Source organism: Halomonas sp. BLK-85 (assembly GCF_044792155.1).
In the GTDB taxonomy this organism is placed as follows: domain Bacteria; phylum Pseudomonadota; class Gammaproteobacteria; order Pseudomonadales; family Halomonadaceae; genus Vreelandella.
The window spans coordinates 3,109,449-3,129,601 of the sequence record NZ_CP087731.1; the positions used below are offsets into that span (position 1 = coordinate 3,109,449).

Consider the following 20,153-nt stretch of genomic DNA (forward strand, 5'->3'; position numbering starts at 1 on the left):
CTTATTCCTCCGTTGGGGTGTCGGGTGTCGCCTGCACGACTTCGATCGTCAGCTCATCCACCAGAGTGTCACCAAAGGTGCTAGCAAAACCGGGGCTGGCGAGACTCTTCCATTGTTCGCCATCGCGTACCAGCATCAGGACATCAAGATCGTGGGCCTGCGCGATGGCCATTCCTTCCTGTTCACCGGCCACCATCAGTGCCGTGGACCAGGCATCGGCTCGGGCATTGGAGTCATCAAACACGGATACAGAGGCCAGCCCATGGGTAATAGGGCGGCCAGTGCGAGGGTCAATGGTATGCGAAAAACGCTGGCCGTCCTGCTCGAAGTAATTGCGGTAATCGCCTGAGGTAGCCACCGTCATATCGCTGAGCGGCAGGACAAGCTGGGCGGTTTGCCGGCCGTCTTCGGGGACTTCAATACCAATACGCCAGGGCGTTTCTTCTTCGGGGTCACGATATCCCTGCGCCACCAGATCGCCGCCGAGATTCACCAGATAGTGCTCAAACCCCCGTTGACCAAGGTAGTCGGCCACCTGATCCGCCGCATAGCCCTTGGCGACGGCGGAAAGGTCAACAAACACACCCCGGGTGCGCTGCGCCTGATTGTCATCGGTATCAAACTCCAGGGCATCAGAACCCACCGTTTCCAGACGTGCTTCAAGCGTTTGATCATCAGGGACTTCTTCAGGCTGCGCTTCAGGGCCAAAACTCCACAGATTGACCAGCCCGCCCACGGTCACATCCAAGGCCCCTTGACTGTCCTCAGAGACGGATTGACTGATCGCCATCACCTCCACGGTAGCAGGCGAAAGCGACTGCCATTCGCCTACCGGTGCCTGGTTGAAAGCGACCAGTTCGGAATCATCCCGGTAGGTCGACATGGCCTTATCGACGTTTTGCAGTTCTTCCAGAAAACCTTCTTCAATATCACTGAGTTCCCCCTGGGTCAGCGGGTCTGCGATACTGATCTGGTAAAAACTCCCAAAAATGGCGCCTTCAAAGCGAACGGGGGACTCAAGCGGTCGTTCCTCTTCGGAGGAGCAGCCTGCCACCCCTAGCAGCCCGATTATCATCAGGCTTACCCACCCTAGCTTTTTCTGACTATTTATCATGCCATTCACCCTTTTCACTGTTGACTGCCAGACAGTTCCCGTCACAGGTTTTAAAGTACCGATTCTCAAAAATAAAAGATCCATAGCAACCAGGCGCCCAGCACTACGCGATAGATCACAAAGGGCTGCATGCCGATTTTGCGGATAAAGGCCAGAAAAAAGTGGATACACAGATAGGCGCTTAACCCGGAAAGCAAGGTGCCCATGATCATGGCGTTCCAGTCCATGGCATCCGGCTGGCTTGCCAGCTTGAAGGATTCAAGCCCGCCGGCCAGGACGATCACGGGGATGGATAAAAGGAAGGAAAAGCGGGCTGCTGCTTCGCGATTCATACCCATCATTAACGCAGCAGTGATGGTAATACCCGATCGCGAAGTGCCGGGGATCAACGCCAGCGCCTGGGCAAGGCCGATGATGATGGCGTCTTTCAGGCCTAGCTGGTATTCGCTACGTGTCCCGCGCTGCTTCCAGTCAGCGTAACCCAGCAGCAAGCCGAAAACGATCAGGCTCATGCTGATGATCAGGGTTGAACGCATGTAGCCTTCAATCACATCGTGGAGCACAAAACCAATCGCACACACCGGCAAGGTCGCCAGGGTGACCCATAATGCAAGCCAGGCATCGCGATCAACGCCTTTACCATTTAGCACCTTAAGGCTACTGCGGGTCATCGACGCAATTTCGCGCCGGAAATAAATCATCACAGCACTCAGGCTGCCAAGATGCAGGGCAACGTCGAAAGCCAGTCCCTGGTCCTGCCAGTCGGTCAGCACTGGCACCAGGATAAGATGGGCAGAGCTTGAAATAGGGAGAAACTCGGTGAAACCCTGGACGATTGCCAGGACGATAATTTGTAACCAGTCCATTGAAGCCTTGCCTGTTAATCGAAACCCGCGATAGTTGCCTGATTAAACCGACGGGCACCGCGTAATGACGACATTTGATTTGATCCATAACACCCGGCGGTCAGCCATAGTGGTCAAGGATACACGGCCTTGACAGGATTGTCCGTTGCCACTTGCAGGGACCTTTGCATTTCAAATACACGTATTTCAAACATGAGTATTTGCAAGTGGTGAGTTACAATATGGGTTCGATCGCCGAACAGCCCACAAGGTGGCGTATGCTTTCCAACCCAGACATCACACCGCAAGCGCATGACCATCAGAGTCGTGAAGCCAAGCGCGTCACGACGATTGGTGCCTGGCTCGACGCGACACTGAGCGCAGTCAAGGTAATCGTGGGTTTGTTGGTTGGTTCGGCAGCCCTGGTGGCGGATGGCATTCATTCACTTTCTGATCTGATTACTGATGGTTTTGTGTTTGCTGCCATTCATTATGGGCGTCAAGGGCCAGACAAGGACCATCACTATGGTCATGGCCGGATCGAAACCCTGACCACGCTGTTGCTGGGCAGCGTCCTTATTTTTGTGGCAGGGGGTATCGCCTGGTCAAGTATCGAGCGCCTGTTCAGTGGCACCCAGATCAATGCGCCAGGATTTGCTGCCATCGGTATTACACTTGCCGCCCTGTTGAGCAAGGAATGGATCTACCGTTACACCATGAAAGTCGCTCAGCGGGTACAGTCCAAGCTGCTCGAAGCCAACGCCTGGCACTCACGCAGCGATGCACTTTCGACTGCGGTTGTCCTGGTCGCGCTGGTTGGCGCCCAGTTCGGGTTTGGCTGGCTGGATGCCGTGGCAGCCATCATCGTCGGTCTGCTGGTTGGTAAGGTTGGCTGGGATTTACTATGGGAATCGGCGCGTGAACTCGTGGACACCGCCCTACCGACCGACGCCCAGCAACAGATGCATGAGGTAGCCTGCACGGTGCCAGGCGTTGATAGCGTTCACGATCTGCGCACTCGCCAGTCCGCCGGTTGGGCCATGGTCGATTTGCATATTGTGGTGGGGCCCAAAGTCAGTGTCTCCGAAGCCCATGAGATCGGCAATGAGGTCAGTCGACGCCTGCGTCATCAATTCCCGGCCCTGACCGATGTCATCTTTCATATTGACCCGGAAGACGACGCCGGCCAGGGTGACCCCAGCCGCTTGCCCGGGCTGCCTCTCCGCCCCGAAGTGGAAGCCGCGCTCAATGAGCGCTGGTATAAGCATCCGGTCTGGCGCACCCTGACCGATCTTCAGCTGCATTATCTGGACGGCAAGATATCTGTTTCTCTGGTGGTTGGGGGTACCGTCCAACAGCCACCACAGTGTCTTGCCAGCCAGCTGAAAGCCATGGCCAGTGACATCGAATGGCTGGGCAATGTGGAAATCCTGTTTATCACCCGCGCGGCCAGTAATGCGCCCTTTCAACAGCGCTGATCAGACCGCGACGCTCGTCAGTATGGCCGAGGCAATACTGAAATAGATCAGCACGCCAGAGGCATCAATCAGGGTGGTGACCAGAGGTGCCGATGCGGTGGCCGGGTCCACCTTGAAACGCTCGAGCACAAAAGGCAGGCACATCCCCATCAGGCTGCCAAACAGCACGATGGTTACCATGCTCAGAGCCACCACGATTGCCACCGCTTCACCTCCCCGCATCACCCCAATGGGCGCCACCGCCAGAGCCATGGTCAACCCCAATGCACCTGCTACCAGCAGTTCGCGGCCCAGCATCTTGCCCCAGTCTTTCACACCCACGTCGCCGGTGGCCATACCGCGCACCATCAAGGTTGCCGCCTGGGCACCCGCGTTGCCGCCTGAACCAATCAGCAGTGGCAGGAAGAACACCAGAGCCACCTGAGCCGCTATAATATCCTCGAAATAGGCGATCCCGGCCCCGGAGAACAGGTTGGCAAACACCAGCAGTACCAACCAGAACACCCGCTTGCGATACAGGCTCCACAAGGGCACACGACTGACGCCGTCTTCAAGCGCCCCAATCGACATCCCTTTATGAAAATCCTCTGTGGCCTCTGACTCTGCCACGTCCATGGCGTCATCATGGGTAACGATACCGACCATACGCTGCTCAGCATCAATCACCGGTAACGCCAAAAGGTCATAGCGCGCCACGACACGCGCCACGGTTTCCTGCTCTTCACCCACCCAGGTGCTGATGACTTCCTTGATCATGATGTCATCGACAATCGCCCCCGGACGAGCCACCATCAATTGGCGGAGCGACATGGTACCTATCAGCTGGCCATCCCGGGAAAGGATATAAAGCTGGTAGACAGTTTCTGCATCCGGGGCCGTCTGACGCACCCGCATCAAGGCTTGCGACACCGTCATGCCACTGGCTATGGCGACATAGTCAGAGGTCATGATGGCGCCCGCGGTGCCTTCCTCGTAGCTTGACAGACGTTTGAGGTCCTCCCTTTCACGATGAGCCATCCGCCTGAGCAAGGCTTCCCGACGATCTTCACCCAGCAGGTTAAACAGATCAGCACGTTCATCAGCGCTCATTTCCTCAAGCAGGGTAAGCACCTGACTATCCTGCTGCTCAGCAACAATGGCCAACTGATTATAACCCGCCAGATAGCCCAGCACATTGGCAGCACGTTCACTGGAAAGGGTGCCAAGCACGGCAATGGCGGCTGGCAAGGCGTCATCATCTTCAATCATGACGTCCAGCATTTCACCGATGTCCGCCGAGCGTATTTCCTTTAGACGTTCCGCAAAAGCGGCGTTATCAACATCACCATTGCTGTAGGCCTGGACAAGTTCATCTTTTAACACCATCAGGGTTTCATCTTCCAACGACATACCAACACTCCCTCGTCATTGCGTTTTCAAGATGATAACAGAGAAACAAAAACGCCCCCCAGACCCTGTAACGGGCCTGGAGGGCGTAGATAACACCGCAAGGCGTGACTACCCTTTACCTGCCTTTTTACGCAGTTGCTGGATAGTCCGCAGTTGGGCAACCGCTTCAGCCAGTTCGGCAGCAGCACGTGTGTAGTCAAGATCAGCAGACTGTTCATTCATGGCGCGCAGTGCGTTCTGACGCGCCTCTTCTGCCGCGACTTCACTGAGATCTGAAGCTCGGGCAGCAGAATCTGCCAGGATAGTGACCACATTTGGCTGTACTTCCATGAAGCCGCCGGTTACGAAGAAGTTATCTTCCTTCCCGTCGTCAAAGATGACGCGAATCGGGCCGGGCTGAAGCTCAGTCAGCAGGGGTGCGTGCCCCGGCAAGATGCCGAGGTCACCCATCAAACCAGAAGCAATCACCTGCTCAACGGAACCTGAGAAGATGGATGCTTCGGCGCTGACGATATTGCAAGTGAAGCTATTCGCCATAGCGAATCCCCCTAGTCGACGGGATTACTTCTGCATCTCGTTGGCTTTCTCGACGGCTTCATCGATGGTGCCGACCATGTAGAAGGCCTGCTCCGGCAGCTCGTCGTAATTACCGTCCAAGATACCCTGGAAGCCACGAATCGTATCTTTCAGCGACACGTATTTCCCGGGCGAGCCAGTGAATACTTCTGCCACGAAGAACGGCTGCGACAGGAAGCGCTGGATTTTACGCGCACGGGAAACGGCCAGCTTGTCTTCATCAGACAGCTCGTCCATGCCCAGAATCGCGATGATATCCTTGAGTTCCTTGTAACGCTGCAGAACGCCCTGGACACCACGTGCCACGTTGTAATGCTCTTCACCCACAACCAGTGGATCAAGCTGACGTGACGTGGAATCCAGCGGATCAATGGCCGGATAGATACCTAGCTCAGCAATGGAGCGCGCCAGTACCACGGTCGCGTCCAGGTGAGAGAAGGTGGTGGCCGGTGACGGGTCAGTCAAGTCATCCGCAGGTACGTAAACGGCCTGGACAGACGTGATAGAGCCTGTCTTGGTCGAAGTGATACGTTCCTGCAGAACACCCATCTCTTCTGCCAGTGTCGGCTGATAACCTACTGCTGAGGGCATACGACCCAGCAGTGCCGATACCTCGGTACCTGCCAGGGTGTAACGATAGATGTTATCGACGAACAGCAGAACGTCACGACCTTCATCACGGAATTTTTCCGCAATGGTCAGGCCCGTCAGTGCAACGCGCAGACGGTTACCCGGCGGCTCATTCATCTGACCATATACCAGCGCTACCTTATCGATAACGTTGGATTCGGTCATCTCGTGATAGAAGTCGTTACCTTCACGAGTACGCTCACCCACACCGGCAAAGACTGAGAAACCACTGTGCTCAGTTGCGATATTGCGGATAAGCTCCATCATGTTAACGGTTTTACCCACACCGGCGCCGCCAAACAGGCCAACCTTACCCCCCTTGGCGAAGGGACAAACCAGATCAATAACCTTGATACCGGTTTCCAACAGCTCTTCGGACGCTGCCTGGTCGGCATAACCCGGTGCCTTGCGGTGAATCGGCATACGTTCTTCTTCACCGATCTCACCGGCTTCATCAATCGGCTCACCGAGCACGTTCATGATGCGGCCCAGGGTGGCCTGACCGACAGGTACAGAAATTGCTGCACCCGTGTTGGTGATGTCGATACCACGCTTGAGCCCTTCAGTAGAGCCCATCGCAATGGTACGAACCACACCATCGCCCAGCTGCTGCTGGACTTCCAAAACCGTCTCGGCTCCCGAGACGTTCAGCGCGTCGTAGACCTTGGGCACTGAGTCCCGCGGAAACTCTACGTCAATCACCGCGCCGATGATTTGTACGATACGTCCGCTCATCTTGGTTCCTCTCAAAAACCTGCAAATGAAACCTTTTGCTGGAAGCGCCCATGCCAGGCAGCTTCCAAGGCGTTATACGGCAGCGGCGCCGCCGACGATTTCAGAAATTTCCTGGGTAATGGCGGCCTGACGGGCCTTGTTGTACACCATTTCCAGATCGTCGATCAGGTCGCCCGCGTTGTCAGTGGCGCTCTTCATGGCGATCATGCGTGCCGCTTGCTCACAGGCACCGTTTTCCACAACCGCCTGATAAACCTGCGATTCAATAAATCGAACCAACAGGCTATCGAGTAACGCCTTTGCATCCGGTTCATACAGGTAGTCCCAGCTTCCGGGACGGGCGTTTTCGTCGTCCTGCTCGTCTGCACCGATGTCAGTGGAAAGCGGAAGAAGCTGACGCGTTACCGGCTTTTGCGTCATGGTGTTAACAAACTCGTTATACACCACAAACAAGCGGTCAAGGCGCCCTTCATCGTATGCTTCGAGCATAACCGTGACGCTACCAATCAGATCTTCGACCGTGGGCGATTCGCCCAGGCCACTTTTGGCGGCCACCAGCGTACCGCCGTACTTGTTAAAGAAGCTGCCGGCCTTGCTGCCCAGCGCGCAGAACTCGATCTCTGCCCCCTGGTTGCGCCATTGTGCAGCGTCCTTCAGTACGGATTTGAACAGGTTAACGTTCAAACCGCCGCAGAGGCCGCGATCCGTGGAGACCACGATGTAACCAATGCGTTTCACTTCGTCACGCTCGACCATGTAGTCGTGCTTGTACTCAGGATTGGCATCGGCAATGTGGGCTACCACGTTGCGGATCTGCTTGGCGTAAGGCTGGCTCGCCTTCATCAGATCTTGTGCTTTACGCATTTTAGATGCAGCGACCATTTCCATGGCGCTGGTGATCTTCTGCGTATTTTTAATGCTCCCGATCTGGGTGCGTATCTCTTTTGCAGCTGCCATAGCGATCTACCCTTCGTTCGTGGCTCTCAGAAAAGGAGGCTGGCCCATCCCGGGGATGAGCCAAACGCTTTACCAGGTCTGAGTCGCCTTGAACTGTTCGAGACCCGACTTCAAGCCGCTTTTGATCTCGTCGTTGTAGTCGCCCGACTGATTGATCTTATCAAGCAGATCAGCATGCTCTGACTTCATGTAGTCATGCAAGGCACGCTCAAAATCGAGCACTTTGCTGACGTCCACGTCATCCAGATGGCCTTCGTTAGCGGCATACAGAGACAGTGCCATCTCGGCGACAGACATCGGTGAATACTGACTTTGTTTCATCAGCTCGGTTACCCGCTGACCATGCTCAAGCTGTTTGCGGGTGGCTTCATCAAGGTCAGAAGCAAACTGGGAGAACGCCGCCAGCTCACGGTACTGAGCCAGTGCCAGACGAACACTACCGCCCAGTTTCTTGATAACCTTGGTTTGCGCTGAACCACCTACGCGAGATACCGAGAGACCTGCGTTGATCGCCGGACGAATGCCCGAGTTGAACAGGTTGGTCTCAAGGAAGATCTGACCATCAGTGATCGAGATCACGTTGGTCGGAACGAAGGCAGAAACGTCGCCACCCTGGGTTTCGATGATCGGCAGCGCGGTCAGGGAACCGGTCTTGCCTTTCACTTCACCATTGGTAAACTTCTCGACGTAGTCAGCATTAACACGTGCCGCACGCTCAAGCAGACGCGAGTGCAGGTAGAAGACATCACCTGGGTAGGCTTCACGGCCCGGCGGACGACGCAACAGCAGCGATACCTGACGATAAGCAACGGCCTGTTTTGACAGGTCATCGTAGACAATCAGGGAGTTTTCACCGCGATCACGGAAATATTCGCCCATGGTGCAACCAGAATAGGCGGCCAGGAACTGCATTGGAGCCGGGTCAGCGGCGCCCGCTGCCACGATGATGGTGTGTTCCATGGCGCCATGCTCTTCCAGCTTGCGCACCACGTTGGCAATGGTCGATTGCTTCTGACCAATGGCAACGTAAACACAGGTCACACCCTTGCCTTTCTGGTTGATGATGGCATCAATGGCAATGGCGGATTTACCGATCTGGCGGTCACCGATGATCAGCTCACGCTGACCACGACCGATCGGCACCATGGCGTCGATTGACTTCAGGCCGGTCTGGATCGGCTCATCTACCGACTGACGGGTGATAACGCCCGGGGCCACCTTTTCAACGGCATCTGTCATCTTGGCGTTGATATCGCCCTTGCCATCAATCGGGTTACCCAGCGCGTCAACGACGCGACCAATCAGTTCAGGACCCACCGGCACTTCAAGGATACGACCGGTACATTGCGCGGTCATACCTTCTTCAAGCTGCAGGTAGTCACCCAGCACAACGGCACCCACGGAGTCGCGCTCCAGGTTAAGTACCATGCCGAAAATACTGCCGGGGAATTCAATCATTTCACCAAACATGGCGTCTTCGAGGCCGTGAACTTTCACGATACCGTCGGAGACACCCACAATGGTGCCCTGATTACGGGCTTCAGATGCGACGTCAAGCTTATCAATCCGCTGCTTGATGATGTCGCTGATCTCGGAAGGATTCAGTTGCTGCATGCCATGTCCCTCAGACTCATGTGGTCAACGCTTCAGAAAGGCGGTCAAGTCGGCCACGTACCGAACCGTCGATAACGGTATCCCCGGCACGTAGAATGACACCACCAATCAGCGATTTATCCACCTGAGTAGTAATGGAGATTTCGCGATTGAGACGTTTTTTAAGCGCGTTTGTCAGCTTGGTTTCTTGCTTGCTGTCGAGCTTAAAGGCTGACGTCACGGTTACGTCGATGCGCTGTTCATGCTCTGCGCGCAGTTTTTCGAACTGCTCGGCAATCGCTTTCAGCGCAACGAGTCGATGCTGGCGAGCCAGGCTGGTCAGAAAACGCTCGAAGGTTTCTTCTGGCTTACCGGGCAGCATGCCCATCAGCAGTGATACCTTCTGTTCGTTTTCAAGCTTTGGGCTGCTCAGAAAATAGCGAACGTCTTCATTCACTACCACCTGGCTTAGAAAGCGCAAGGCTTCTGACCATGTATCCAGCGCGCTGTTATCACGTGCAAATTCAAACGCCGCCTTAGCGTAAGGACGAGCGACGGTAAGTAATTCCGCCATGGGTCACCTCCTTACAGTTCAGCAGCAAGCTCATCAAGCAGCTTGCGGTGTGCTTTTTCGTCGACGGAGTTTTCCAGCACGCGTTCAGCACCTGTTACCGCGAGATGAGAAACCTGAGCACGCAGATCATCCTTGGCGCGTTGAATTTCTTGGTCGATCTCAGCACGGGCACTGGTTATCAAACGTTCGCCTTCAGCACGTGCTTGCTCGCGGGCTTCCTCAACGATCTGGGCGGAACGCTTGTTCGCCTGATCCAGAATCTGTGAAGCCTGCTCTTTGCTTTCGCGCAGGGTCTGAGCTGCCTGCTCTTGCGCGAGTTCGAGGTCGCGAGACGCACGGCTAGCCGCATCCAGGCCATCAGCAATCTTTTTCTGACGCTCATGAAGCGCAGAGCTGATGGGTGGCCACACGTACTTTATGCAAAACCAGACAAAGATCGCGAAGGCGATCGTCTGCCCGATAAGCGTCATGTTGATATTCACAGGAATGTACCTCTGACAGTTTCGTGGCGACCGGAATCAAACAGAACCGAGCGGCTGACCGCTCGGCGTTCGTATCGATTAACCGGCAACAACGAAGATCAGGTACATGGCAATACCAACACCAATCATCGGAACGGCGTCAAGCAGACCGGCCATGATGAAGGTTTTGGTTTGCAGCTGGTCGCCCATTTCAGGCTGACGCGCGGTAGATTCAAGCAGCTTGCCGCCTAGCAGGGCGAAGCCAATGCCAGTTGCCAGAGCGCCCAAACCGATGATGATAGCAGCAGAGAGGTAAACCATTTCCATGATGATGCTCCTGATTTTAAGGTTTAGTTAAGGTTGAGGGTTAATGAAAGCGTTGCGTTGCTCGTTTTTAATGATGCTCGTGTGCGGCGCTCAGATAAACAACCGACAAGGTAGTAAAGATGAAGGCCTGAAGTGTTACCACTAGAATATGGAAAATAGCCCAGGGCACATCCAACAGCCAGATGGCCCAGAATGGCAATAGGGCAATCAGGATGAAGATAACTTCACCGGCAAACATGTTACCAAACAGACGAAGCCCGAGACCCAGGGGTTTGACCAGTAAGCCGATGATTTCAAGAACAAGGTTGAAAGGTATTAACGCCCAGTGGTTGAAGGGTGTCAACGAAAGCTCTTTAGCAAAGCCGCCCACTCCCTTTACCTTGATGCTGTAGTAGATAATCAGGCAGAAAACACCCAACGCCATGCCCAGCGTTGCGTTAGGGTCAGTCGTTGGGACGATCTTCATGTAGTCGACACCAAGACGAATAAACAGCTCTGGAAAATAGTCAACCGGGATAATCTTCAGCGTGTTCATCAGCAGGATCCAGACAAACAGCGTCAATGCCAGAGGGGCAATGACCGGATTTCTGCCGTGGAAAGTGGCACGGGTCAGATTTTCAATAAATTCGACAACCATTTCGACAGCATTCTGCAAACCACCGGGTACACCCGTCGTGGCCATTTTTCCAGCCTTGCGAAATACCCAGATGAACAGCAATCCCATGGCGATCGACCAACCCATGGTATCGAGGTGGATTGCCCAGAATCCCATCTCACGGGCTTCTTCTGCAGAATGAGCCAGCGACCAGCCATTTTCCGGGTGCTTGCCAAACGTCAGGTTCTGCAAGTGGTGCTGGATATAGTAAGTCGGTGAGACTTCGTTTCCTGCGGCCATAGAACGGTTACCTCAATCAATTGAGCGGTGCTTGGGCATCAGCCAAGGGGCTAGCCAATGCGTCAGGACGACCGCTACATAAGCACTAAAGAATAAAGCGGGGTTTGAGGGTGGCACTGTTATGAACACCATGATGAACAGAACCATCGTCAAACCGAACTTACTCATTTCTGCACCCAGCAGACGTTTGGCACTTTGCGAGGCACGAAGCCGTTGACTCAGTATACCAGCGCGGGCCACGAATATTGCATGCGGTATCAGTGCTACCATGACGCCCAGCAGAGATGATACAACGCCCGATCTACCCGAGGTCATCAGCGCCAGCAGAACAATGGGCAAAATAATAACCGACTGTGCTATTGCTAACCGGCGAATGTAAATCTGACGTCGTTGTACTTCCTTGCGTAGCTGGTGTTGCATGATGATTGTGATCCATTACTCAAGACGCCGATGCTGCACATGTGATTTGGTCACAATCCGCACAAATCTTGCGCGATTATAGGGAAGCGCTATCGACCCTTCAACCAAAGCGGGCGCTTTTTATCCGCTAGACAGACAACTTGCGACCAAAGGGGGAAGAATTGTCAACATCCCAGTGGTCTCACACCGATCATCCTAATCTTATTGAATATGCTCCAGAATACCGTCCAGTTCTTCCAGGCTGGTGTAACGGATAGTCAGTTTGCCCTTACCTTTCTGGCCGTGCTGGATCGATACCGGTGCGCCCAGACGCTCACTTAACCGGGTTTCCAGTCTTGCCACATCAGGAGACTGAGCCTGACGGCTTTGTGCCCGCGCTGGCTCACCCTGCGTTTGATACTTTTTGACCAGCGCTTCGGTAGCACGCACGGTCAGGTCATTATTGACCACTTCATGAGCCAGCTGGCGCTGCTGGACTGCTCCTAAAGAAAGTAGGGCACGGGCATGGCCCATATCCAGGTCACCGCGCTCCAGCAGGGTCTGGACCTCCGGGTCCAAGGCCAGCAAGCGCAGCAGGTTAGCCACCTGGGTGCGGGATTTCCCCACCGCATCTGCAATCTGCTGCTGGGTCAGCTCAAAATCATCGCCCAGACGTTTGAGCGCCATGGCTTCTTCCACGACGTTCAGGTTTTCGCGTTGGATATTTTCAATCAGGGCCAGCGCCAGTGCCGTATCATCACTGACATCGCGGATCACCGCAGGGATAACATCCAGTTCAGCCAGTTGTGCTGCCCGCCAGCGCCGTTCGCCGGCAATGATTTCATAGCGGGCGTCGCCCACCGGGCGGACAACGATGGGTTGCATAACCCCTTGAGCACGAATCGAATCAGCCAGTTCTTCCAAAGCTTCTGGCTGGATATCCCGACGAGGCTGATATTTACCTCGTGTTAGCTGGCCGAGAGGCAAACGTTCCAGGCGTTCCCCGTCAACACCGGACGTGTGATAAGCGTCTGCCAGTTGCTGACCGTCCTGCTCAGCCCGGGGCACATTGTCACTGGGGAGTTCCAGACTGCTACGACGCCGTGCACCAGCGCCAATCAGGGCATCCAGTCCGCGTCCCAACGCACGTTTTTGCGTCATTGCTTTCCCTCGTTAATCAACGGATTAAGTCTATGCGCCATAACCCCTATGCCAACCAGGTTCGGGTTAAAGTGACAGCCGCTTGATCAGTTCCTTGGCCAGTATCCGATACGCCTGACTACCGCGCGAAAGACGCGCATACCTGGTAACGGGTATGCCGTGACTGGGCGCTTCGGCTACCTTGATATTACGCGGAATCGTGGCTTTTAGCAGGGCATCACCAAAATACTCGCGCAACTGCTTATCCACTTCGCGGGTCAGGCTGGTGCGCTTGTCATACATGGTACGCAGAATCCCGGAAACGGCCAGCTGCGGGTTAACACTTTCCTTGATCTGTTCAATCGTATCAAGCAGCGCCGAGAGGCCTTCGAGCGCATAGAACTCGCACTGCAGAGGAATCAGCACCCCGTCAGCGGCTGTCAGGGCGTTGACTGTCAGCATGTTCAGCGACGGTGGGCAGTCAATCAGTATAACATCATACTCATCTGACACTTTCTTGAGAGCAGAGGCCAACCGGCTCTGAGGGTTCTCAGCATCAAGCAGCTCCACTTCAGCAGCGGTAAGATCACCGTTACCGGGCAATACATCAAACCCTGCACGAAGTTTGCCGATAATGATGTCCTTTGCCTGGGCATCCCCTACCAGCACATCCAGTACGCTGGCTTCCAGCGCGTGTTTATCAATGCCGCTTCCCATACTGGCGTGACCCTGTGGGTCCAGGTCAACAAGTAATACACGGCGATCCAGAGTGGCAAGGCTGGCAGCCAGATTAACGGCTGAGGTGGTTTTGCCAACGCCGCCTTTTTGATTGGTCAAGGCAATGATCTGGCTCACTTACACAACTCCTTTCGGGTCAGGATCAGTAGCTGCCGCTGAGCGGCATCATAGGGCACCTGCAACAAGTGATGGGCCTGTAGAGCAATATCATCAGGTAGGGTGTCAAGCTCATGTTCCACGCCAGGCCCTTTCATCGCTAGCCACTGTCCTTCGCTTGTCGGGAGTGCCCGTGTCAGACCAATAAAATCACCCAGACTGGCAAAGGCACGCGAAATCACCTGGTCAAAAGTACCGGCTGCAAACGTCTCCACCCGGGTCTGCACGGGGGTCACGTTATTAATACCCAGTTCCATGACGGCCTGACGCTGGAAGCGTACTTTTTTGCCATTGCTGTCAACCAGTGTCACTGCAAGATCAGGGTTGAGAATTGCCAGTACCAGGCCGGGAAAGCCTGGGCCTGACCCTACATCCAAAAGACGGGGACCGCTGACAAAAGGCGAGACCGAAGCACTGTCCAGCAGGTGACGGGAAACCATGTCACGGATATCCCTTACCGCCGTGAGGTTATAAGCCCGATTCCACTTGTGCAACAGAGCCAGAAGTCCCAGTAACTGATTGAGCTGTTCAGCCGTGGTCACCAGGCCAAGCTTGGCCAGCCCCTTATCCAACTGTTCTTTAACATCGTCGGTAAGTGAGTGTAGCAGGATATTCAAACCACTCATCCCGCCGCGACCTCACTGTTTTCGATCAGCCGACGTTTTTTCAGGTGGATCAGTAGAATCGAGACGGCAGCAGGTGTTACACCCGAAATGCGTGCCGCTTGACCCAGCGTCTGGGGACGCGTGTCTGCCAGCTTCTGACGAATTTCATTGGAAAGTCCCTCTACCTGAAGATAGTCAATGTCTTCCGGTAGCAACGTGGCCTCATGGCGTTTGAGTTTATCAATCTCGTCCTGTTGACGGTTGATATATCCCTGATATTTGGCCTGGATCTGCACCTGTTCAGTGACATCAGCTTCCTTGACTGCCTGACCCTCGATACCGGGCAGTTCAGCAACGTCCGAATAGACAAGCTCCGGGCGTTTGAGCAAATCGCTCAGGCGATATTCACGGCTCAGAGGATTACCAATCTTGGGTATCAGCTGTTCGGCAGCCGCCGAACCGGGTTGAACCCAGGTGGATTCAAGGCGCTGGTTTTCACGTTCAATGGCTTCACGTTTGCGGCTGAACATTTGCCAGCGATTTTCATCCACCAGGCCCAATTGATGGCCAATCGCCGTCAGACGCAGATCAGCGTTGTCTTCTCGCAGCAAGAGACGGTATTCAGCCCGTGAGGTAAACATGCGGTAGGGCTCTTTGGTGCCCAAGGTGATCAGGTCATCTACCAGGACACCCAGATAAGCTTCGTCACGGCGTGGCCACCAGGCGTCGAGGCCTTTAGCACGGCGGGCAGCGTTTAGCCCGGCCAAGAGACCTTGAGCGCCCGCTTCTTCATAGCCGGTGGTGCCATTGATCTGCCCAGCAAAAAACAGGCTGTGGATAAATTTGGTTTCCAGTGAGTGTTTCAGATCACGGGGATCAAAGAAATCATACTCAATGGCGTAGCCGGGCCGGGTGATATGGGCATTTTCCAACCCTTTGATAGAACGTACCACCCGCAACTGAATATCGAAAGGCAGTGAGGTGGAAATACCGTTGGGATACAGCTCATGAGTATCCAGCCCTTCTGGTTCGATGAAGATCTGGTGACTGGATTTGTCAGCAAAGCGATGCACTTTGTCTTCGATCGACGGGCAATAACGCGGCCCTATGCCTTCAATCGTTCCGGAATACATTGGTGAACGATCCAGATTGGCCAGAATGAGCTCGTGGGTCTGGGGATTGGTTTGGGCAATATGGCAACTCACCTGGCGTGGATGCATCGCCTGATTGCCCAGATAGGACATCACAGGAGTCGGTGTATCGCCAGGTTGTTCCTCAAGCTGTTTGAAATCGACGGTTTTGGCATCCAGGCGCGGGGGGGTACCGGTTTTCAGGCGGTCAACCCGTAACGGCAGAGCTCTCAGGCGGTCTGCCAGTGCGTTGGAAGGCGGGTCGCCTGCGCGGCCACCATGGCTGTTGTCCAGCCCGATATGCATGACGCCACCGAGAAAAGTACCTGTGCATAACACCACGGATTCGGCGTGAAAACGTATGCCGGTTTCGGTCACTACGCCTTTGGCAGTGTCATTTTCAACAATCAGGTCGCCTGCAGCCTGTTGAAAAATAGTCAGGTTGGGCTGGTTTTCCAGCAGACCGCGGATCGCTGCCTTATAGCGAATCCGATCAGCCTGAGCACGGGTAGCCCTCACCGCTGGACCCTTGCGGGCATTGAGAACTCGGAACTGGATACCAGCCAGATCTGTTGCCAGCCCCATTGCTCCGCCAAGTGCATCAATTTCTTTGACCAGATGACTTTTACCAATCCCGCCGATGGCGGGATTGCAGGACATCTGGCCCAGGGTTTCAACATTGTGGGTCAGCAACAGTGTTTGACAGCCCATACGAGCAGAGGCCAATGCGGCTTCGGTTCCCGCATGGCCCCCGCCGATGACAATAACGTCAAAGCGGTCGGGATAGTTCATGACATCTCATCCTGAATGTTGGGCGGCAACGCGTTGATTAAGTGATCGCCGCTGTGATCTGGCCGAACAGTATAAACCTCCTGTGGGTAACCGTCAGGTTTTTCCACACTGGCAGTGACACAACCGCCCTCTTTTAATAATAATGTAGATATTAAATAAAAGAACTTCTGTAAATGCTGTTACTACTGGTGTGGATAAAAACTGTGGTTAAGCAGTTATATTCTTTTAATTACAATTACTTATACTGTTGATAAGGGTGTATATGAGTTGCGTAGGACGCGGGTATAAAGCGTCATGATCCTGTGGATCAAATAGCAACTTACCCACAGGGCAAATTAAACCCTGTTTATCCACCGACCCGTACATGGGTTGTAAGCCTAGCTGTGAACAAGTGATCAATCTGGCGTTGCATCGCTGTAGTGACCGTCACAGACGCGGATACGCAGGTTGCGCAGCAGCTGACAAAATTTATTATCCACAGGCAAAAAAAAGCCTGTCACAGGGACAGGCAATAAATTAGCGGGTTTAGACGTGCCTTTCTGGGTGCCTAAAGCACCTTTCCGACAGCCTGTGTATTGATAGGGGTGTCAGTGTTTCAGCACCCTGGCCAGGAAGGATCGAGTACGTTCGTGCTGAGGTTGATCGAATAACTGTTGCGGCGGCCCCTGCTCGGTAATCTCACCCTTATGGATATAGATAACGCGGTCAGCGACTTCACGGGCAAAGCCCATTTCGTGGGTGACAATCACCATGGTCATGCCTTCCTTGGCCAGTTCACGCATGGCATCCAGCACTTCACCAATCATTTCCGGATCAAGGGCGGATGTCGGCTCATCAAACAGCATCAGGCGCGGTTCCATGGCCAGTGCACGGGCCAGGGCCACCCGTTGCTGCTGGCCACCTGAAAGCTGGGTGGGCGATTTTTCGGCCTGGTCAGCAATCTCCACCCGTTCAAGCAGGCGCATGGCCGTTTGCTCGGCGTCTTCACGATTCCAGCCGCGTACTTTCATCGGTGCGAGGGTGATATTGTCGCGAACACTGAGATGCGGAAAGAGATTGAACTGCTGGAATACCATGCCGACTTCAGTGCGGATTTTCTGCAGCGCCTTGGTGCTTTTACCAAAGGGCATGAGATCATGGCCATCAACGGTGAGGTTACCGGACTGAAACTCTTCCAGGCCGTTGATACAGCGGATCAGAGTCGATTTACCTGAACCGCTGGCGCCGATCACAACGACGACTTCACCCGGCACGATTTCCAGGTTGATATCCTTGAGAACATGCAGGCTGCCAAAGTGCTTGTTCAGTTTCTGCATGGTGACGATAGGCTGCGTCGAATCTTTCATATCTGCGTCCTTATTGTCCTGCCAGGCCTCTGCGCTCCAGTTGGCGCAGCAGGATTGAAAGCGACCAGGTGATTATCAGGTAAAGCATGGCCACCATCAGATAGACCTCCATGGCCGTGAAGGTAGTGGCGATGTAGATCTGCCCCTGGCGTACCAGTTCACCCACGCCGATCACTGAAAACAGGGAAGTATCCTTGATGCTGATGATGCCCTGATTGCCCAGAGAGGGGATCATGCGCCGAAAGGCCTGCGGCCAGATGACATAGCGAAACGCCTGGGTTCTTGATAGCCCCAGGGAGAGAGAGGCCTCACGCTGACCGCGCTCCATGGATTGAACGCCACCTCGCACGATCTCTGAGATATAGGCACCCGAGTTGACGGCAATGGCCGCAATACCTGCAGTCAGAGCGTTGATGGGACTGCCTATCAACTGTGGTAAGCCATAAAAGATAAAGAGCACCTGAACGAGAATCGGGGTGCCGCGAAATACCTCGATGTACAGGATGGCTGGCCAGCGCAGCCAGCGGATGGGGCTGATACGCAGAAGACCAAAAAATATACCGATAAAGAAACCGAATGCCAGGCCACCAAAAGAAATCAGTAATGTCCATGGAATACCCGGCAACAGATGGGGAATTGAGCCGAAAGCGGCGCCCCAATCAAACTGAAATGTACTATCCACGCGCGATCTCCAGAAAAGCGACCTTGTAATAAAGAGACCCTGAAATGACACAGGGCCGAGTCAGATAACCCGGCCCTGATCAGCAATGTTCCGGCATTATCCTGCGATTCGGATAGCCGTTAAGCGGTCAGTTTCAGACAGCCAACAGACATTGCTTATTCACTGTCAGGAGATTCGCCAAACCACTTGGTGTAAATCTCGTCGTAGGTGCCATCGTCCCGCATGGCGGCCAGTGCTTCATTGGCAGGCTCTAGCCATTCACTATCCTGGTTGAAAACGATGCCGTATTGCTGACCTTCATAGAGCGGTCCGACGACCTTGGTACGCCCTTCGCCCCGAGTTTCTGAGAAGTATGCAACGTTCGGCGCATCGTAGAAGGCGGCGTCCACGTTGCGCCCCAGCAGTGCCATATACATATCCGAGGTGCCCGGATAGGGGGTGATATCGGCATCATCGCCAAATTTTTCCTGCAGGAAGTCATAACTGGTCGAGCCAATCTTGGTACCAATCGACATGCCTTCAAGGTCATCAATGGTGGCCACATCGTCGTTATCGTCACGGACGATAATGCGCAGACCGGAATCGTAGTAGGGATCAGAAAAATTGACGATTTCTGCGCGTTCGTCAGTGATGGTGACACCGGCAATGGCAATTTCCTGGCTGCCCGTCTGAACAGCGGGGATGATGCCGGAGAATTCCATGGTGGTCAGGTTGACTTCAAACCCGGCACGCTCGGCGATCTCATCGATCATGTCCATATCAAAGCCGATCATTTCACCGGTTTCGGAATCCATCATTTCAAACGGAACGAAACTTGGGTCGGTGGCCACGTCGACGACGGGCATATCCTGCGCCATTGCGGCACTTGAGCTTCCAATCGCCAGTGCAATCGCGCTGGATATAAGGGTTTTGGACAGATTGGTGGTCATCGTATTATTCATGTGTTTTCCCCGTGCTCGGCATGTGAACCCACCACATGGGTTTAATGGGTGTAAATGCCTGATAAATTAAAGTAATAGTCTGACGTTGACCTATTAACCTTGGCGAGAAACGGACATGGCGTCAAGTTACGGGGAAGGAAACACATAAACGCTGAATAGACGAATGATCGTCTCCAGCCAGTTTTATCTGGCTGGAAAAATACTGGAATCTTCAGTTTATGGTCAGACCATGAAGGATGCCCCACAGCCACAGGTGGTGGTAGCATTCGGGTTCTGTATACGGAACCGGGCGCCGGCCAGGCCTTCTTCAAAATCCACCGTTGAACCGACCAGATACTGATAGGACAGCGGATCAACCACCAGGGTGGCCTCACCAAACTCAATGACAGTGTCGTCTTCTGCGATATTTTCAGCGAAATCAAATCCGTACTGAAAACCTGAACAGCCACCGCCCGTCACATAGACGCGCAGCTTGAGTTCAGGTTTGCCTTCTTCTGCCATCAGTGCCTTGATGCGTGTGCGGGCACTGCCGGATAGAAGCAAGGGGGTTGGGACAAAGGATTCTGCACTGCTCATGGATACCTCCCGTGAGCGAACGTTCGAGAGTTGAAACTGATTATGAATAATTCCCAGTAAAAGGGTCAACTTTT

The 20,153-nt window shown here is 54.2% G+C and carries 21 protein-coding genes; 1 reads left to right on the top strand and 20 read right to left on the bottom strand.

What is annotated here, in order from left to right; genetic code table 11:
• Window position 1 precedes the first annotated feature (1 nt).
• Both LL947_RS14270 and LL947_RS14275 read right to left on the bottom strand, forming a co-directional pair.
• Window positions 2-1,114 (bottom strand): FAD:protein FMN transferase, encoded by a 1,113-nt coding sequence (locus LL947_RS14270; protein WP_499833551.1) that lies wholly within the window; start codon window positions 1,112-1,114, stop codon window positions 2-4.
• A 65-nt stretch (window positions 1,115-1,179) separates the two neighbouring features.
• Window positions 1,180-1,980, bottom strand: a complete 801-nt coding sequence (locus LL947_RS14275; protein ID WP_499833552.1) for an undecaprenyl-diphosphate phosphatase — start codon at window positions 1,978-1,980, stop codon at window positions 1,180-1,182.
• Window positions 1,981-2,237: 257 nt separating this feature from the next.
• Between LL947_RS14275 and LL947_RS14280 the strand changes: the two genes are divergently transcribed.
• Window positions 2,238-3,437, top strand: coding sequence for a cation diffusion facilitator family transporter (locus LL947_RS14280; protein WP_290822549.1), 1,200 nt, complete (start codon window positions 2,238-2,240; stop codon window positions 3,435-3,437).
• Here LL947_RS14280 and mgtE read toward each other — a convergent pair whose 3' ends face one another.
• The 18 genes from mgtE to erpA form a co-directional block, all read right to left on the bottom strand.
• Window positions 3,438-4,826 (bottom strand): magnesium transporter, encoded by a 1,389-nt coding sequence (gene mgtE / locus LL947_RS14285; protein WP_290822546.1) that lies wholly within the window; start codon window positions 4,824-4,826, stop codon window positions 3,438-3,440.
• A 108-nt stretch (window positions 4,827-4,934) separates the two neighbouring features.
• Window positions 4,935-5,363, bottom strand: coding sequence for a F0F1 ATP synthase subunit epsilon (locus tag LL947_RS14290; RefSeq protein WP_290822544.1), 429 nt, complete (start codon window positions 5,361-5,363; stop codon window positions 4,935-4,937).
• Between the two features lie 24 nt (window positions 5,364-5,387).
• Window positions 5,388-6,767 carry a F0F1 ATP synthase subunit beta gene (gene atpD / locus LL947_RS14295; RefSeq protein ID WP_290822542.1) on the bottom strand — a complete coding sequence of 460 codons (1,380 nt, stop codon included), beginning with the start codon at window positions 6,765-6,767 and terminating at the stop codon, window positions 5,388-5,390.
• 72 nt (window positions 6,768-6,839) lie between these two features.
• The gene (gene atpG / locus LL947_RS14300; RefSeq protein WP_290822540.1) at window positions 6,840-7,724 is read right to left on the bottom strand and encodes a F0F1 ATP synthase subunit gamma; all 885 of its coding nucleotides are present in this window, start codon (window positions 7,722-7,724) and stop codon (window positions 6,840-6,842) included.
• Between the two features lie 69 nt (window positions 7,725-7,793).
• Window positions 7,794-9,338 (bottom strand): F0F1 ATP synthase subunit alpha, encoded by a 1,545-nt coding sequence (atpA, locus tag LL947_RS14305; protein ID WP_404414896.1) that lies wholly within the window; start codon window positions 9,336-9,338, stop codon window positions 7,794-7,796.
• A gap of 16 nt (window positions 9,339-9,354) precedes the next feature.
• Window positions 9,355-9,891: a F0F1 ATP synthase subunit delta gene (locus LL947_RS14310; RefSeq protein WP_404414899.1), complete on the bottom strand. Its 537-nt coding sequence runs from the start codon at window positions 9,889-9,891 to the stop codon at window positions 9,355-9,357.
• An 11-nt stretch (window positions 9,892-9,902) separates the two neighbouring features.
• A complete protein-coding gene (locus tag LL947_RS14315; protein ID WP_290822534.1) occupies window positions 9,903-10,373 on the bottom strand; it encodes a F0F1 ATP synthase subunit B in 471 nt (156 codons plus the stop codon).
• A 78-nt stretch (window positions 10,374-10,451) separates the two neighbouring features.
• Window positions 10,452-10,679, bottom strand: coding sequence for a F0F1 ATP synthase subunit C (gene atpE / locus LL947_RS14320; protein ID WP_089701275.1), 228 nt, complete (start codon window positions 10,677-10,679; stop codon window positions 10,452-10,454).
• 67 nt (window positions 10,680-10,746) lie between these two features.
• On the bottom strand, window positions 10,747-11,574 hold the full coding sequence (gene atpB, locus LL947_RS14325; protein WP_290822529.1) for a F0F1 ATP synthase subunit A: 828 nt from the start codon (window positions 11,572-11,574) through the stop codon (window positions 10,747-10,749).
• A 12-nt stretch (window positions 11,575-11,586) separates the two neighbouring features.
• The gene (locus tag LL947_RS14330) at window positions 11,587-11,994 is read right to left on the bottom strand and encodes an ATP synthase subunit I (protein ID WP_290822527.1); all 408 of its coding nucleotides are present in this window, start codon (window positions 11,992-11,994) and stop codon (window positions 11,587-11,589) included.
• A gap of 201 nt (window positions 11,995-12,195) precedes the next feature.
• Window positions 12,196-13,134, bottom strand: a complete 939-nt coding sequence (locus LL947_RS14335; RefSeq protein ID WP_404414911.1) for a ParB/RepB/Spo0J family partition protein — start codon at window positions 13,132-13,134, stop codon at window positions 12,196-12,198.
• 66 nt (window positions 13,135-13,200) lie between these two features.
• Window positions 13,201-13,968, bottom strand: a complete 768-nt coding sequence (locus LL947_RS14340; protein WP_290822523.1) for a ParA family protein — start codon at window positions 13,966-13,968, stop codon at window positions 13,201-13,203.
• Window positions 13,965-14,633 (bottom strand): 16S rRNA (guanine(527)-N(7))-methyltransferase RsmG, encoded by a 669-nt coding sequence (gene rsmG / locus LL947_RS14345; protein ID WP_290822521.1) that lies wholly within the window; start codon window positions 14,631-14,633, stop codon window positions 13,965-13,967. The genes LL947_RS14340 and rsmG overlap by 4 nt, the downstream gene beginning before the upstream one ends.
• Window positions 14,630-16,534 (bottom strand): tRNA uridine-5-carboxymethylaminomethyl(34) synthesis enzyme MnmG, encoded by a 1,905-nt coding sequence (mnmG, locus tag LL947_RS14350; RefSeq protein ID WP_290822519.1) that lies wholly within the window; start codon window positions 16,532-16,534, stop codon window positions 14,630-14,632. The genes rsmG and mnmG overlap by 4 nt, the downstream gene beginning before the upstream one ends.
• 587 nt (window positions 16,535-17,121) lie before the next feature.
• Window positions 17,122-17,880 carry an amino acid ABC transporter ATP-binding protein gene (locus LL947_RS14355; protein ID WP_499833553.1) on the bottom strand — a complete coding sequence of 253 codons (759 nt, stop codon included), beginning with the start codon at window positions 17,878-17,880 and terminating at the stop codon, window positions 17,122-17,124.
• A 10-nt stretch (window positions 17,881-17,890) separates the two neighbouring features.
• Entirely contained in the window at window positions 17,891-18,562 is a 672-nt protein-coding gene (locus LL947_RS14360) for an amino acid ABC transporter permease (protein ID WP_290822515.1), read from the bottom strand.
• A 155-nt stretch (window positions 18,563-18,717) separates the two neighbouring features.
• Window positions 18,718-19,503, bottom strand: a complete 786-nt coding sequence (locus LL947_RS14365; protein WP_499833554.1) for a transporter substrate-binding domain-containing protein — start codon at window positions 19,501-19,503, stop codon at window positions 18,718-18,720.
• A 222-nt stretch (window positions 19,504-19,725) separates the two neighbouring features.
• Entirely contained in the window at window positions 19,726-20,079 is a 354-nt protein-coding gene (erpA, locus tag LL947_RS14370) for an iron-sulfur cluster insertion protein ErpA (protein ID WP_404414925.1), read from the bottom strand.
• Window positions 20,080-20,153 lie beyond the last annotated feature (74 nt).